Annotated in this window: 15 protein-coding genes; 8 read left to right on the top strand and 7 right to left on the bottom strand. The window is 60.3% G+C overall.

Annotated elements, in window-relative coordinates; genetic code table 11:
• The first annotated feature begins 56 nt into the window (after positions 1–56).
• Positions 57–365: a YecR family lipoprotein gene (yecR, locus tag CAF90_RS01700; protein ID WP_007950440.1), complete on the top strand. Its 309-nt coding sequence runs from the start codon at positions 57–59 to the stop codon at positions 363–365.
• Here the strand turns inward: yecR and CAF90_RS01695 are convergent.
• Positions 337–1,974, bottom strand: coding sequence for a hybrid sensor histidine kinase/response regulator (locus CAF90_RS01695; RefSeq protein WP_085603043.1), 1,638 nt, complete (start codon positions 1,972–1,974; stop codon positions 337–339). The two genes, yecR and CAF90_RS01695, sit on opposite strands and share 29 nt — an antisense overlap.
• A 113-nt stretch (positions 1,975–2,087) precedes the next feature.
• Here CAF90_RS01695 and CAF90_RS01690 point away from each other — a divergent pair, with 113 nt between their 5' ends.
• A complete protein-coding gene (locus tag CAF90_RS01690) occupies positions 2,088–2,693 on the top strand; it encodes a response regulator transcription factor (protein ID WP_085603041.1) in 606 nt (201 codons plus the stop codon).
• A 12-nt stretch (positions 2,694–2,705) separates the two neighbouring features.
• Here CAF90_RS01690 and CAF90_RS01685 read toward each other — a convergent pair whose 3' ends face one another.
• The gene (locus CAF90_RS01685) at positions 2,706–2,981 is read right to left on the bottom strand and encodes a DUF2798 domain-containing protein (protein ID WP_085603039.1); all 276 of its coding nucleotides are present in this window, start codon (positions 2,979–2,981) and stop codon (positions 2,706–2,708) included.
• A gap of 130 nt (positions 2,982–3,111) precedes the next feature.
• Here CAF90_RS01685 and CAF90_RS01680 point away from each other — a divergent pair, with 130 nt between their 5' ends.
• Complete coding sequence (locus tag CAF90_RS01680; RefSeq protein ID WP_085603037.1) at positions 3,112–4,035, top strand: LysR family transcriptional regulator; 924 nt, start codon at positions 3,112–3,114, stop codon at positions 4,033–4,035.
• Between the two features lie 3 nt (positions 4,036–4,038).
• On the opposite strand, the gene CAF90_RS01675 is transcribed toward CAF90_RS01680, so the two are convergent.
• Positions 4,039–5,037: a bile acid:sodium symporter family protein gene (locus CAF90_RS01675; protein ID WP_085603035.1), complete on the bottom strand. Its 999-nt coding sequence runs from the start codon at positions 5,035–5,037 to the stop codon at positions 4,039–4,041.
• An 84-nt stretch (positions 5,038–5,121) separates the two neighbouring features.
• Between CAF90_RS01675 and CAF90_RS01670 the strand changes: the two genes are divergently transcribed.
• Both CAF90_RS01670 and CAF90_RS01665 read left to right on the top strand, forming a co-directional pair.
• Entirely contained in the window at positions 5,122–5,910 is a 789-nt protein-coding gene (locus CAF90_RS01670; protein WP_085603033.1) for a helix-turn-helix domain-containing protein, read from the top strand.
• A 138-nt stretch (positions 5,911–6,048) separates the two neighbouring features.
• A complete protein-coding gene (locus tag CAF90_RS01665) occupies positions 6,049–7,761 on the top strand; it encodes an amidase (protein ID WP_085603031.1) in 1,713 nt (570 codons plus the stop codon).
• 38 nt (positions 7,762–7,799) lie between these two features.
• Here CAF90_RS01665 and CAF90_RS01660 read toward each other — a convergent pair whose 3' ends face one another.
• On the bottom strand, positions 7,800–8,750 hold the full coding sequence (locus CAF90_RS01660) for a Dyp-type peroxidase (protein WP_085603030.1): 951 nt from the start codon (positions 8,748–8,750) through the stop codon (positions 7,800–7,802).
• 192 nt (positions 8,751–8,942) lie between these two features.
• On the opposite strand from CAF90_RS01660, the gene CAF90_RS01655 reads away from it, so the two are divergent.
• Positions 8,943–9,932, top strand: a complete 990-nt coding sequence (locus CAF90_RS01655) for a TerC family protein (RefSeq protein WP_085603028.1) — start codon at positions 8,943–8,945, stop codon at positions 9,930–9,932.
• A gap of 121 nt (positions 9,933–10,053) precedes the next feature.
• Here the strand turns inward: CAF90_RS01655 and CAF90_RS01650 are convergent, their stop codons facing one another.
• Both CAF90_RS01650 and CAF90_RS01645 read right to left on the bottom strand, forming a co-directional pair.
• The gene (locus CAF90_RS01650; protein WP_007950448.1) at positions 10,054–11,154 is read right to left on the bottom strand and encodes a polyamine ABC transporter substrate-binding protein; all 1,101 of its coding nucleotides are present in this window, start codon (positions 11,152–11,154) and stop codon (positions 10,054–10,056) included.
• A 252-nt stretch (positions 11,155–11,406) separates the two neighbouring features.
• On the bottom strand, positions 11,407–12,813 hold the full coding sequence (locus tag CAF90_RS01645) for a cytosine permease (RefSeq protein ID WP_085603026.1): 1,407 nt from the start codon (positions 12,811–12,813) through the stop codon (positions 11,407–11,409).
• Positions 12,814–13,138: 325 nt separating this feature from the next.
• Here CAF90_RS01645 and CAF90_RS01640 point away from each other — a divergent pair, with 325 nt between their 5' ends.
• Together CAF90_RS01640 and CAF90_RS01635 are read left to right on the top strand one after the other, a co-directional pair.
• Positions 13,139–13,624: a flavin reductase family protein gene (locus CAF90_RS01640; RefSeq protein WP_007950450.1), complete on the top strand. Its 486-nt coding sequence runs from the start codon at positions 13,139–13,141 to the stop codon at positions 13,622–13,624.
• Positions 13,625–13,691: 67 nt separating this feature from the next.
• On the top strand, positions 13,692–14,735 hold the full coding sequence (locus tag CAF90_RS01635; RefSeq protein WP_007950451.1) for an LLM class flavin-dependent oxidoreductase: 1,044 nt from the start codon (positions 13,692–13,694) through the stop codon (positions 14,733–14,735).
• 81 nt (positions 14,736–14,816) lie between these two features.
• Here the strand turns inward: CAF90_RS01635 and CAF90_RS01630 are convergent, their stop codons facing one another.
• Positions 14,817–15,167, bottom strand: coding sequence for a hypothetical protein (locus CAF90_RS01630; RefSeq protein WP_139834493.1), 351 nt, complete (start codon positions 15,165–15,167; stop codon positions 14,817–14,819).
• Between the last annotated feature and the right edge of the window lie 48 nt (positions 15,168–15,215).

The raw sequence follows: 15,215 nt of genomic DNA, 5'->3' as shown, positions 1-15,215 counted from the left end.
GCGCAGAAAAACCGTACCAACGCCTCGTCTCACCCGGTAAAGGATACCGCTCGATCATGAAAACACTCATCGCCACCCTCAGCCTCGCGGCCGTCGTTCTGACCGGCTGCGCCACCCCCAAGCAATGGGAAGCCACCGGCGGCAGCAAGACCGACGGCGTTGTCCAGGTCTCCTATGAACTGGGCCAGTTCGAGAGCGGACAAACCTCCGCCGCTCAAGGGTTGGCCACGGCTGAAGGCCGCTGCAAGGTCTGGGGCTACAAGAGCGCCGAAGTCTCGGGCTCGGAGAAAAACATCTGCCGCACCATGGGTCAGTACAACTGCCTGCAAACCACCATCACGCAAGACTATCTGTGTAAGCGCTGACCGCTTCGGTCTGCCGGTCGCGCAGCGCGCGCAAGGTCGCGCGCAGCTCGGCCGGGCGTACCGGCTTGGACAGAATGGCGATCTGGCGATCATGCAGGGCCGCCTGGATTTTTTCGATGTCATGCCCGGTGATGATCATGGCCGGCACCGCATAACCGCGCTGACGGCGAACTTCATCGATGCACTCGATGCCGGTGCTGTGGGAGCCGAGGTCATAGTCGGCAACGATGATGTCGCAGTCCGTGACCAGGCCCTGCCCGCTCAGTTCCGCCTGCACAACGCAGCCCCAGCGCTCGAGCAACGCCGAGGTCGCCAGCAGAACGTTGCGATCATCTTCCACCAGACACACCTTCAACCCCGTCAGCAAACCGATTTGCCGAGCCTCCTCCCGATTGACCGGCACCTGCGGCGGCGCGAGTGGCAGTCCATGCAAGGTCACCGCCGTGCCATGCCCCAGCCGTGAGCGGATCGCGACGTCGACACCGATCAATTGCCCCAGACGCCGGACAATCGACAGCCCCAGGCCCACGCCTTCGACGTCCTTGTCGCGCAGCTGGCGTACCCGATAAAACTCCTCGAACACCTTGGGCAAATGCTCTTCGGCGATCCCGCTGCCGCGATCATAGATCGCGATGGCCAACCCCGCGCCGCGCTTGCGCACACCGATCAGCACCGGCCGGTGCGCACCGTATTTGAAGCAGTTGGAGAGCACGTTCTGCACCATGGTCGCCAGCAACGCCGGATCGGTGCGCACCCAGTGTTCGCAAGGCCGCAAGCGCATTTCGACACCCGCCCAGCGTGCGGCTTCGGCGTTCTGGCGGATCAGATCCGCCAGCCATTCGCCCAGTTCAAGCGTCTGCAACCGGGGCAGAATCCGCCCGTTGTCGAGGGTGTAGAGATCGAGAATCGAGCGAAACAGCTGCGACACGTTGAGCAGCGAACGGTCGATGCTGTCCACCAGCCGCCGCTCCTCCTCGCCCAGCCGCGACTCGCGCAGGCACGCGGTAAACAGTCCGATGGAATGGATCGGCTGACGCAGGTCATGACTGGCCTGAGCCAGGAAACGCGACTTCTCAAGGTTGGCGGCAACCGCTTCTTCAGATGCCTTGCGCGTACGCTCCAGCAGCAGGTGCGCATACACCGGAATCACCGTGCTGGTGATCATCAGCATCAACACCATGAACGGTTGCGCCTGCCAGTACGGCGTCAACCGATAGACCGCCAGCAGCGCCAGCAATGCCAACACCGTGGCGATCGCCAGATAGCGCGAGCCGTAGCGCATGCCGTTGCCGAGGTTGACCCAGACCATGACGGCATAAATGGGCAACGCCGCCTCACCACCGACCACCAACCCGAAACTGGTGCCGGTGTAATCGTGGAGCATGCCGAAAATCCGCCGCGCCGGATAATGCCCCGGCCAGCGCACGATGGCCTGGCGCAGCACGACGGATGCCAGCAGAAACAGGGAAATGTAGGTGACCACCGGCAGATAGGTATCGAAGCGCTGGCCCGGCAGGAAACCGAGCACGGCCATGTAAACCAGCGCGATGCTGGCGATGATGATGCGCAGATTGGCCTGGTCGAGCTCGGTGTTCTTTTCGAACTTCATGGGGGAACGTCCTTGTGCAGCAGTCGTCATAAACGCACGAATCAACAGGCAATGCCTTCGCCCGATGCTAAGGTGCATGCCATGAGCAATACAGACCCAGGGAGGGTTGCGCCATGACGTGCCGAATCATCATAGCCGACGATCACCCGTTGTTTCGCGAAGCGCTGCTGCGCACAGTCCAGCGCTTGCTGCCCGACGCCCTGATCGAAGAAGCCGGCGACCTCGACAGCGTGCTCGCCCTGCTGCCGGCCGGCGATGAGCCCGACACCTTGATCCTCGATCTGCGCTTTCCCGGCCTGACCTGTGTCAGTCAGCTCGCGGAACTGCGCCGGCGTTTGCCGAGAACCACGCTGATTGTGGTGTCGATGGTCGATGACGAAGCGTTGATCGGCGACGTCATGGCGGCCGGCATCGATGGTTTTATCGGCAAGAACATCGCACCCGATGAGATGGGTCAGGCGATCCGGGCGATTCGTGAAGGTGAGGTACTGGTGAAATTCGCCCCGTCCGGCCTGCTGCCGCTGGACACCGGCACTGCCCTCACCCCGCGTCAGCAAGAGGTGCTGCGGCTGATCGCCCAAGGCAAGACCAACAAGGAAATCGCCCGTGAACTGGATATTTCGCCGTTCACAGTGCGGATTCATGTGTCGTCGTTGTTGCGGGTGCTCAACGTGCCGTCGCGGGCAGCGGCGGCGGTGAAATACTCCGGGGCCTTGTAGCCTGCCTCCAGTTCAGCCTTGCGGGTGGACGGTCAGTGCGACCAGTTTCACCACAATCGGCCGGACCACGAGAATGCACAGAAACGCCACGGGCATCGCCAGTTTGTAGGCGTGCAGCGTATTGCTAAGGTAATCAGCATCAATCCCGAAATTGGAGGCGGTGATTACCAGCGACATAAGAAACGCCATGATGATCGCCATGTACAACGCGAATACGTACGGCATGGCACGGGCAGACAGCTTGCGCGGGCTGAATACTGTGGTTCTTGGAGAGAGTCTCTGATTCATGTCAGTCCTTGTTGACCGAAGTGGATAGGCGCCGAGCACCCTAACAAGTCTGCCACCCCGCAACTAGACTGATCGCCGTGAGCATTTTATAAACAAAATCTTATGAATTCGTCTTTGCCAGGATCAACGCATGAACCTCTTGGGTGCAATCGATTGTTTTATCAAAGTCGTTGAGGCGGGATCGATTGTCGGCGCCGCCAAAACCCTCGGGGTGAGTGCCGCCGCCGTCAGTCAGACCCTTGGTCGCCTTGAGAATCACCTCGACACACGCCTGCTGCAACGCACCACCCGCAGCATGGCGCTGACGGAGAGTGGTTCGGTGTATTTCGAGAAAGTAAAACGTATCGCGCTCGATCTGGAGTCCGCGCAGAGCGCCATCAGCCACGCGCAGACGCAACTCCAGGGACACTTGAGTATTGCCTCCACCGCCGGGTTCGGACGCCATGTTTTGGCCCCGGTAATTGCCGGTTTCGCCGAACGCTACCCGCAGTTGACGCTTGAGCTCTCGACGACCGACCGCAAAATCAATCACCTCCACGAAGGTATCGACTTGAGTCTGCGCATCGAGCCGCAACTGGAAGACGGCATCATCGCGCGCAAGGTTGCGACAGTGCCGTTCGTGATTTGCGCCAGCCCTGACTACCTGCAAAAAGCCGGTCGCCCGTCGACTCCGGCGGATCTTCAGCAACACGCCTGCCTGGCGTTCCGCTATCCGCTGGACGGACGACTACTGCGCTGGTGGTTCGTTGAGCAGGGTCAGCGCTTTGAGGCTGGGATCAATGCGACCGCCATCAGCGACGATATCGACGCCCTGGCGCAAATGGCTGCTCATGGTGCCGGGGTCACCCGACTGGCGGAATTCGTTGCCGCGCCCTATCTGGAGAGTGGTCAACTGGTCTCTTTATTCGAACCGGGCGGCGGCTCGACCTTTGCCAGCGCCGCACCGCTCGAGATCTATGCCTGTGTGCAGGAGCGCGCCGCCATGACTTCCAAGGTCAAGGCCTTCACCGAATTTTTGCAGGAGTTCCTGCATACCCGCTGGCCCGCTCGATGAGGATCAAGGATCAACCTGCGCCATCAGTTCAGGCACCGATTCCTGCCGCTTCGCATAGCGCTGCGCCAGCACTGCGCAGACCATCAGTTGAATCTGATGGAACAGCATCAGCGGCAGAATCAGCACGCCAATCGTGCTGCCGGCGAACAACACCTGCGCCATCGGCACACCGGTGGCCAGACTCTTTTTCGAGCCGCAGAACAGAATGGTGATGCGGTCTTCCAGATTGAAACCGAACAGTTTGCCCAGCACTGTGGACGCCAGCAGCACAAGCGCCAGCAGGACGCAGCACGCGACGACCAGCCCCAGCAGTTCGATCACCGGAATCTGGTGCCAGATGCCCTCGTTCACCGCTTCGCTGAACGCGCCGTAGACCACCAGCAAAATCGAGCCCTGATCGACGAATTTCAACCAGTTCTTGTTGCGACCGACCCAGGCGCCGATCCAGCGACGGGCAATCTGACCGGCAATAAATGGCAGCAGCAATTGCACGCTGATTTTCACGATCGCGTCGAGGGTCGAGCCGCCGTCGCCGTGGACGTTCAGCAGCAGCGTCACCAGCAGCGGCGTAAGGAAAATCCCGAACAGGCTGGATGCCGCCGCGCTGCAGATCGCCGCCGGAATATTGCCCCGTGCCAGCGAGGTGAAAGCAATCGCCGACTGCACCGTCGCCGGCAGCGCACACAGGTAAAGCATGCCCATGTACAGCTGATCGCCGATCAGCGGTGACAACAGCGGCTTGAGCGCCAGCCCCAGTAGCGGGAACAGGACAAAGGTCAGGCCGAACACCAGCAAATGCAGGCGCCAGTGGCCGGCGCCGGCGATGATCGATTCGCGCGACAGCTTGGCACCGTGCAGGAAAAACAGCAGCGCGATGGCGATGTTGGTCAGCCAGCCGAAACCGGTCGCGACCTGACCGCTGGCGGGCAGGAAGCTGGCCAGCAGCACCACGCCGATCAGGGTCAGGGTGAAGTTGTCGGGCAAAAATCGTGGGCGCGTCATGGTTTGTTCATCCGGGGGTTGCCAGTACGTGGAAGCGACTCTAACGTGACTGGAAATTACCGACTAACGCCGAAGAACCCACAGATGCCGCCAAAAGGACACGACAAGAGCGTCAGACGCAGCATTCCCGGGCTGCCGAGCCTGCCGCGTCCGCTGTACGGGCGCACCGAATCGCTGCCCAATCGCGCGCTGACCCGCCGCCACAGCCATCCGTGGGTGCAGTTGTCCTACGCGATACAGGGTGTGCTCGAAGTGCAGACCGCCGTCGGTCGTTTCGTTGCGCCGCCGGAGCGGGCGGTGTGGATTCCGGCGGGTGTGCCGCATCGGGTTTTCAGTTCGCCGCACACGGAAATGCGCAGCCTGTACATCGATTGCAGCGTCGCCAGTTGGGCGCCGGAGCGTTGTCATGTGCTCGGCGTCAGCGATCTTTTGCGTGAGCTGATTCGGGCCTTCAGTCAGATACCTGTCGAATATGACCAGAGCGGCCCGCACGGGCGTCTGGCCCAGGTGATCCTCGATCAACTGGCCGAGGCGCCGCCCATCGACCTGATGCTGCCACTGCCGCAGGACAGTCGCTTGCGGCAGATCTATCAGAGTCTGGAGCAACATCCGGAACAGCAGACGACCCTGGCGCACTGGAGCGAAAAGTTCGGCGTTACCGAGAAAACTCTGACTCGGCTGTTCCTGCGCGATACCGGTTTGACCTTCCGCACCTGGCGTCAGCGCCTGCGTCTGCTGGGTGCGCTGACACCGCTGGAGCGCGGCGAACGCGTCACCGACGTGGCTTTGGCCTGTGGTTATGACTCGACGTCGGCGTTTATCGCGGCGTTTCGCCAACAGTTCGGCGAGACGCCGGGAGAGTTTCTCCGATGAAATTAACCGATATTTATCGACTTTATGCATGCCATTGGGCAAATTTCAGGGTAGAGTTTCGCCCATCAAGAATCTTTGACATCTTTCGACGATAACAATGATCAACCACCCTTTAGCGAACCTGTCGGCGGTAACAGCATGATCGAAGTCACTGAAGTTTCCATTGCCCAATTGCGCGCGGCGCTCGAATCCGGCCAGACCACGGCGGTTGAACTGGTGCAGGCCTACTTGGCACGCATCGACGCCTTTGACGGCCCGGACACCGCCACTGCCCTGAACGCAGTGATCGTGCGCAACCCTGAAGCGCTGAAAGAAGCGCAAGCCTCCGATGCCCGTCGCGCCAAAGGCGAAACCCTCGGTCCGCTGGACGGCATCCCCTACACCGCCAAGGACAGCTATCTGGTCAAAGGCCTGACCGCCGCGTCCGGCAGTCCGGCCTTCGCCGATCTGGTGGCCCAGCGCGACGCGTTCACCATCGAACGCCTGCGTGCTGGCGGTGCGATCTGCCTGGGCAAGACCAACATGCCGCCGATGGCCAATGGCGGGATGCAGCGTGGCGTCTATGGCCGCGCCGAAAGCCCGTACAACGCTGACTACCTGACCGCGCCGTTTGCTTCCGGCTCGTCGAACGGTGCCGGCACTGCCACCGCTGCCAGCTTCTCGGCATTTGGTCTGGCGGAAGAAACCTGGTCGAGCGGTCGCGGCCCGGCGTCGAACAACGGCCTGTGCGCCTACACGCCGTCGCGCGGTGTGATTTCGGTACGCGGCAACTGGCCGCTGACGCCGACCATGGACGTGGTGGTGCCGTACGCTCGCACCATGGCCGACCTGCTGGAAGTGCTCGACGTGGTGGTCGCCGAAGACACCGACCCCCGTGGCGACCTGTGGCGCCTGCAACCCTGGGTGCCGATCCCGAGCGTCGCCTCGGTGCGCCCCGCTTCTTACCTTGAACTCGCGGTGAAAAGTGATGCGCTGGCCGGCAAACGCCTGGGCGTGCCGCGCATGTACATCAACGCCGACCCTGAGGCCGGCACCAGCGACGAGCCGGGCATCGGCGGCCCGACCGGGCAGCGCATCAACACCCGCGCTTCGGTGATCGATCTGTGGAAACAGGCCCGTCAGGCCCTCGAAGCCGCCGGTGCCGAAGTGATCGAAGTGGATTTCCCGCTGGTCTCCAACTGCGAGGGCGATCGTCCGGGTGCACCGACCGTGTTCAATCGCGGCATCGTCTCCAAAGAGTTCATGCACCACGAACTTTGGGACCTGTCGGCCTGGGCCTTCGATGATTTCCTGCGCGCCAACGGCGACCCGAAACTCAACCGTCTGGCAGACGTCGACGGGCCAAAAATCTTCCCCCACGACCCGGGCACCCTTCCCAACCGTGAAGGCGACCTCGCCGCCGGCATGGACGAATACGTGCGCATGGCCGAACGCGGCATCACGCCGTGGGATCAGATCCCGACGCTGCCGGACGGCCTACGCGGCCTGGAAAAAACCCGCAAGCTCGACCTCGAAGACTGGATGGATCGCCTCGGCCTCGACGCCGTGCTGTTCCCGACCAATGCCGACGTGGGCCCGGCCGACGCCGACGTCAACCCGGCCTCGGCGGACATCGCCTGGAGCAACGGCATCTGGGTCGCCAACGGCAACCTCGCGATCCGCCACCTCGGCGTGCCGACCGTAACCGTGCCGATGGGCGTGATGGCTGACATCGGCATGCCGGTGGGGCTGACGTTTGCCGGTCGCGCTTATGACGATTCGACGTTGCTGCGCCTGGCAGCAGCGTTCGAGGCGACGGGTTCGAAACGTCTGGTGCCGCCGCGTACGCCAGCACTGTCGGCAGGCAAGTAAATGCAAAAACGGCGGGATCGATTGATCCCGCCGTTTTTTTATCGCTCTGCCAGTTCTTCCAGCAAATCCGCCGAAGGCACGAAGAACAGACTCCCTGTGACGGCGGTGCTGAAGTCCAGCAACCGGTCGTAATTGCCGGGTGGCTTGCCGACAAACATGTTCTCCAGCATCTGCTCCAACGGCTCCGGCGAACGCGCATAGCCAATGAAGTAAGTACCGAACTCCCCCGCCCCGGGTCTACCGAACGGCATGTTGTCGCGCAGGATTTTCACCTCTTCGCCGTCCTTGGTGATGGTAGTCAACGCGCTGTGGGAATTGCTCGGCTTGACCGAATCGTCCAGCTCGATATCGGACAGTTTGGTGCGCCCGATCACCCGCTCCTGCGCTTCGACCGACAATTCGTTCCACGCTTTCATGTTGTGCAGATACTTCTGCACCAGCACATAACTGCCGCCACTGAACGTCTGATCTTCATCGCCCACGAGGGTGAAATGCTCGGCTTTGCGGCCGACCGGATTTTCCGTGCCGTCGACAAAACCGATGATGCTGCGCATATCGAAATAGCGGAAGCCCTGCACCTCGTCGGTCACCGTCACGGCGCCATCCAGCGCCGACATCAACTGCGTCGCCAATTCGAAACACAGGTCCATCTGATCGGCGCGAATGTGCAGCAACAGATCGCCAGGCGTGGAAACCGCGCGCCGCCCTTCTACGCCGAACTCGCGAAAGTCATGCAAGGACGCCGGGCGTGGATTACCGAACAGACGATCCCACGCGCTGGAAGAAAAACCACAGACGCAGGACAGGTTGCCCGAAGGAACGCGCTTGCCCACCGAGCGTGTCAGGCCGGCGATATCGGCGCACCAGCCACGGACTTTTTCGGCGGCCTCGGCCTCGGCGTTGAGGGTCGCCACGATGAAGATGGCAGCGCTGGTGATCGGGCTGCAGACGGCTTGAGGATCTGGCGTGTCGATGATCGTAGCTCCCAAAGTGGTGGACTGACTCGACAGCGAGGTTAGCAAAGAAGTGTTGAATGAAGTATTACCCGCGCTCTGCCCATGTCGTCCGACACTTCGCTTTTGACGAACAATACCCACGAAATAAACGATTTTTCTTTGTCGGAAGGCTCCTACTAGCATGGCCCCGTCTACCCCGAAAAACATAAAGACAGGGAGAACGGCATGCACCCCATCAACATCGGCGAACCCTGGATGTGGGTCGCCTTCATCGTTTTTGTCCTCGCCATGCTGGCCGTCGACCTGTTCGTCTTCGGTGGGCGCAAGGCGCATCGGGTCTCGGTACGTGAAGCCTCATCCTGGGTGATCGCCTGGTGCATGCTGGCGATGGCCTTCGCCGGATTGCTCTGGTGGTATCTCAACGGCGAATTCGGTCCCGAAATCGCCAAGGTCAAGACCCTGGAATTTCTCACCGGCTATCTGATCGAGCAGTCGCTGTCGATCGACAACATGTTCGTCTTCGTGATGATCTTCAGCTATTTCGCCGTGCCGCCGGAGTTGCAGCGCCGGGTGCTGCTGTATGGCGTGCTCGGGGCAATCGTGATGCGCGCGGCGATGATCTTTGCCGGGGTGTGGCTGGTGTCGCAATTCACCTGGCTGCTGTATGTGTTCGGTGTGTTCCTGATCATCACCGGGATCAAGATGCTGGTGTTCGCCGAGCAGCAACCGGACCTCGATAACAACCCGCTCTTGCGCTGGGTGCGCGGGCATCTGCGGATCACCAACGGCTTTCACGGCGAGCGTTTTTTTGTGCTGCAGAACGGTGTGCGTTGGGCCACGCCGATGTTTCTGGTGCTGGTGCTGATCGAGGCCAGCGACCTGATGTTCGCGGTCGACAGCATCCCGGCGATCTTCGCGGTGACGACCGATCCGTTCATCATTTTCACTTCGAACATCTTCGCGATCATGGGCCTGCGGGCGCTGTACTTTCTGCTGGCGGACATGGCCGACCGCTTTCATCTGCTCAAGTACGGACTGGCGCTGGTGTTGGTGTTCATCGGCGGGAAGATGACGGTGATGCCGTGGTTTCACATGCCGGTGGAGTGGTCGCTGGCGATTGTTGGCGGGCTGATTCTGGCGTCGGTGGTGCTGAGTCTGATCCTGACAAAGGACAAGTCGCCCGAGAGCGAAACGCAGGAAGGTCAGGCGAAGTAAAATTTGTGGGAGCGAGCTTGCTCCGGGCGGCGTTCCGACGAAGGCGTCAAATCAGCCAACTAATCTGTTGAATGACACAACGCTATCGCGAGCAAGCTCGCTCCCACAGTAATGTGAACTGCTACTTATCGGATTTGATGCTGGTCCACACCCGCGTCCGCACCCGCTCCAGTTTCTGCGGCAACGGCTGCACCACGTACAGCTTCTTCAGCGCTTCGCTGGTCGGTGTCAGGTTCGGGTTGCCGGTGATTTCCTTGTTGATCAGCGGCAGCGAATCCTTGTTGGCATTCGGGTAGCCGAGGAAGTCGCTGATGGAAGCGATGACCTTTGGATCAAGCAGGTTGTTGAGGAACTCGTGGGCCTCTTCGACGTTCTTCGCGCTCTTCGGAATGGCGAAGGTGTCGAACCAGATCGGCGCGCCTTCCTTCGGCAGGCGCCAGTCGACCACTACGCCGTTTTTCGCTTCTTTGGCGCGGTTGCCGAACTGGTAGAAGCTGCCGGAATAACCGATGGCCACGCAGATGTCGCCGTTGGCGATGTCGGTCATGTACTTGGCCGAGTTGAAGTAGGTGACGTAAGGGCGAACCTTGAGCATCAGGTCCTTGGCTTTCTCATAGTCGGCCGGGTTCTGGCTGTTCGGGTCCAGGCCCAGGTAATGCAGGGCCAGCGGCAGGATTTCCGTCGGCGAATCGAGCATCGCCACGCCGCAGGATTTCAGCTTTTCCATGTTCTCCGGTTTGAACACCAGGTCCCAACTGTCCACCGGCGCATTCTCGCCGAGTGCAGCCTTGACCTTGGCCGGGTTGAAACCGATCAGCACCGTGCCGACCATGTACGGCACGCCGTACTGATTGCCGGGGTCGTTGACGTCGAGCAACTTGAGCAGCGCCGGGTCCTGGTGACTCCAGTTCGGCAGCTTGGACTTGTCGAGTTTCTGGAACACCCCGGCCTTGATCTGGGTATCGAGGAACTGGTTCGACGGCACCACCAGGTCATAGCCGGAGTTGCCGGTCAGCAGCTTGGCTTCGAGGGATTCGTTGGTGTCGAAGGTATCCCAGGTCACTTTGATGTTGCTTTTGGCGGCGAAATCCTTGGGCACCGACGGCAGGATGTAATCCGCCCAGTTGTACACCCGCAGTTCGCGCTGTTCGGCCTGTACGGCGCTCGCCAGCAGCGTCAGCCCGAAAACAGTGGCGCCCAGAATGCGTTTCATCGTGACCATGTTGTGTTTCCCCGAATGCAGCGTGAGTCGATGGTTTTTATGTTCTGTACACGGCAGCGGCTTGCAAATCAGCCAAGGGCAAGGAAGGTGCAGCATCTAGTTGTGGCTCCGATTCTTCCTGACAGCGTAGACGCGGCACAGTAGCCCGTTGGCCAAAAGGGGATCGAAATGGCCAATTTGCGTGACCGTCGGGATGCGGAAACAACAATGCCCGGCGAAGTGCCGGGCATTGTCTGAACAGCCTGCGAAGGATCAGTCGGTAAAACCCAACCGCGCCGCCCTGCTCTGCTGCGTCTGCCCACGGGTCGCCAGGCAGTAATACAGCGGGCATGTCACGATCAGGCCGACCAGCCACGACAGGTCCGCGCCTTCCACCAGGTTGGCGTAAGGCCCGACGTACAACGATGTATTGGCGAACGGCAGCTGCACGATGATGCCGATGAAATAGGCAATGATAGCGTGCAGGTTGAAGCGCCCATAAATGCCGCCATCAGCGCGGAAGATCGAGGCGATGTCGTAGCTGCCACGCTTGATCAGGTAGAAGTCGATCAGGTTGATCGACGCCCACGGCACCAGCACCAGCAGCAACGCCAGAATCAGCCCGATGAACTCGGAGATGAAATCCGCCGACGCCCCCAGCGCCACCACGCAGCAGCCCGTCAGCACGATGCTCGACAAGATCACTCGCACCTTGATGCTCGGCGTCCATTGGCTGGCAAAGGTTTGGATCGAGGTGATGATCGACAGCACCGCGCCATACAGATTCAGCGCGTTGTGGCTGATGATGTTGAGCAGGAACAGCACCATCAGAATCGGTCCCAGCCAACCGGTCGACTGTTTGACCGCCGCCATCGCTTCGGTGCCGTCCGGGGTCGCCAGAACCGCCACCGCGCCGAAGGTGAACGACAGAATCGTGCCCAGCGTGGCGCCCAGATAAGTCGCGATAAATGGCTTGCTGATCCCGATATCCGCCGGCAGGTAACGGGAATAGTCGGAGACGTACGGTGAAAAGCTAATCTGCCAGATGATCCCCAGAGACACCGTCGCCAGCCATCCTGAAAGATTGAAGCTGCCACGGGTAAAGAAGTCCGCCGGCAACTCATGGGCAAAGATGTAGATGAACCCGGCCAGCAGCGCACTGCCCATCACCCAGGTGCCGATGCGGTTGAGCGTGTGGATGAAGTTGTAGCCGATCACGCCGATGGCCGTAGCGCTCAGGGCTCCGATCAAAATGCTCAGCGGCGTCGGCACCGACGGCGCGATGCCGACGATGGATTTGCCGGCCAGCACGATGTTGGAAATGAAGAAGCCGATGTAGATGATCGCCGCGAAGAACACGATCAGCAGCGCACCGTAACGCCCGAACTGGCCACGACTCTGGACCATCTGCGGAATGCCCATGCGCGGGCCTTGCGCCGACGCCAGGGCGATCACCACGCCGCCAATCATGTGCCCCAGCGCAATCGCCAGCAGCCCCCAGAGCAGGTCGAGATGAAACACCTGAACCACCATGGCGCCGGTGACAATGGGCAGTGGCGCAATGTTGGTGCTGAACCAAAGGGTGAAAAGGTCGCGGGCCTTCCCGTGGCGTTCCGCGAGTGGGACGTAGTCGACCGTGTGATTCTCGATCAACGGATCTTGCCGGGACATCTGGGACATAAAAATGAACTCGATTGGGTCTGTTCTTATCGTTGTATGAAGCCAAACCGGGGGTGCTTCGTGGCCGCCCCTCAGATGCAGACCATATTATGGTATTCCAACATTTTCACAAGACTGATCCGCTGTTTGCGACGGCATCTGATCCGGCATCCTCCCCGATAGCCAGCGTTCGCGGCTAGAGAAAAGCCCCGTAAATGCTGAGTTTCCGACGGATGAACCACGTTTATCGTTTCACCAAAAAAGCGCTTGCAATCGATGTATTACGGTATACCATCAGACCCATAAACACATAAAAACACGCTCCACCGCACTCGAGGATTGACCAATGATCGATGCTGCCGTCTACAAACAAGTCATGGGCTCGTTCCCGTCCGGCGTTACCGTCATCACCACGCTGGATGACGACGGCCAAATCGTCGGTCTGACCGCCAGCGCCTTCAGTTCGCTGTCGATGGACCCGGCCCTGGTGCTGTTCTGCCCCAACTACAGTTCCGACTCCTACCCCGTCCTGATCAAGAACAAACGCTTTGCCATTCACGTCCTGTCCGGCGGCCAGCAGAGCGAAGCCTATGCCTTCGCCCGCAAAGGCAAGGACAAGGCGCAGGGCATCGAGTGGACGCTGAGCGAACTGGGCAACCCGATCCTGGCCAACGCGACAGCTATCATCGAATGTGAGCTGTGGCGCGAATACGAAGGCGGCGACCACGCGATCATGGTCGGCGCGGTGAAAAACCTCATCGTCCCTCAGCAGGACGCCGGCCCGCTGGTGTACTGCCACGGCAAGATGGGCGCCCTTCCCGCCTTCGCCTGACCCGCACGATTGCACTTAAACAGGCCGGCAAGCGACCGGCCGACCACAAGAGATTCGAGGTAGCGTCATGAAATTTTCCCTGTTCGTACACATGGAACGTTGGGACGAAAGCGTCAGCCACCGTCAACTGTTCGAAGACCTGACCGAACTGACGTTGATGGCCGAGGCCGGCGGTTTCAGCACCGTGTGGATCGGCGAACACCACGCGATGGAATACACCATCTCGCCGAGCCCGATGCCGCTGTTGGCCTACCTCGCGGCCAAGACCACCACCATTCACCTGGGCGCCGGCACCATCATCGCGCCGTTCTGGCACCCGCTGCGGGTCGCCGGTGAATGCGCCTTGCTCGACGTGATCAGCAACGGCCGGATGGAAGTCGGCCTGGCCCGCGGCGCCTATCAGGTGGAATTCGACCGCATGGCCGGCGGCATGCCCGCGTCCAGCGGTGGCCAGGCGCTGCGGGAAATGGTCCCGGTGGTGCGCGCGCTGTGGCAAGGCGACTACGCCCACAACGGCGAGATCTGGAAATTCCCCACCTCCACCAGCGTGCCGAAACCCATCCAGAAGCCCAACCCGCCGATGTGGATCGCCGCCCGGGACCCGGACTCGCACAACTTCGCCGTGGCCAACGGCTGCAACGTGATGGTCACGCCGTTGATGAAGGGCGATGAAGAGGTTCTCGATCTGAAGAACAAATTCCAGACGGCGCTGGACAACAACCCGGACGTGCCGCGTCCGCAATTGATGGTGCTGCGTCATACCCACGTGCACTCGGCGGATGACCCGGAAGGCTGGAAGGTTGGCGCTAAAGCCATCTCACGTTTTTATCGCACGTTCGATGCCTGGTTCGGCAACAAAGAAGTGCCGGTGAACGGCTTCCTCGCCCCGAGCCCGGAAGAGAAGTTTGCCGGACGTCCGGAGTTTGAACTGGAGAGCCTGCACAAGACGGCGATGATCGGCACGCCGGAAGAGATCATTCCGCGGATCAAGTACTACCAGGAACTGGGGGTGGATGAGTTCAGTTTCTGGTGCGACAACAGCTTGCCGCATGCGGAGAAGAAGAAGTCGCTGGAGCTGTTTATCAAGCATGTGGTGCCGGCGTTTCGGTGATACGCCGCAGGGGGGTATCCACAATAAAAAACGCCCCGCCAGGTTCGGGGCGTTTTTTAGGGGGAGGCATTCTTCCAGGGCTCAATCTTTTTGCTTTTCGTGTCTGATTTTGCGCCTGGCAAGGAATGCTTGTAAGAACAAGGACACGACAGCGAAAGATGAGTAAATTCCGGCCCCTATCAATGTTCTGATGACCCCCTTCAGGCTAAACGCCCACTCACCATGTTTAAAGTAATAAGCAACTGTGGCTATCGCCACGACACATGCGCCTATCAAAACAAAGAGCATATAGGTTCGGATCAATAAACCGACAATCACCAGTGAATTTTTGGGTTTACACATCAACCGATCCATTAGCAATGGTTGTGCCTGAGCTTTTGTTCCCATTAATTTTGAAGGGACAGAACCGCCCCCTTTCATCTTTCCTTTCAACCCCTATAACCCGCGGACCGCATCAGAGCAAGCACGGTCTCATCAAAT

It is taken from the genome of Pseudomonas sp. B37(2017) (assembly GCF_002112885.1).
GTDB lineage: Bacteria > Pseudomonadota > Gammaproteobacteria > Pseudomonadales > Pseudomonadaceae > Aquipseudomonas > Aquipseudomonas paraglycinae.
Note: the sequence above shows the minus strand (reverse complement) of the source record. Positions and strands in the feature narration are given on the sequence as shown.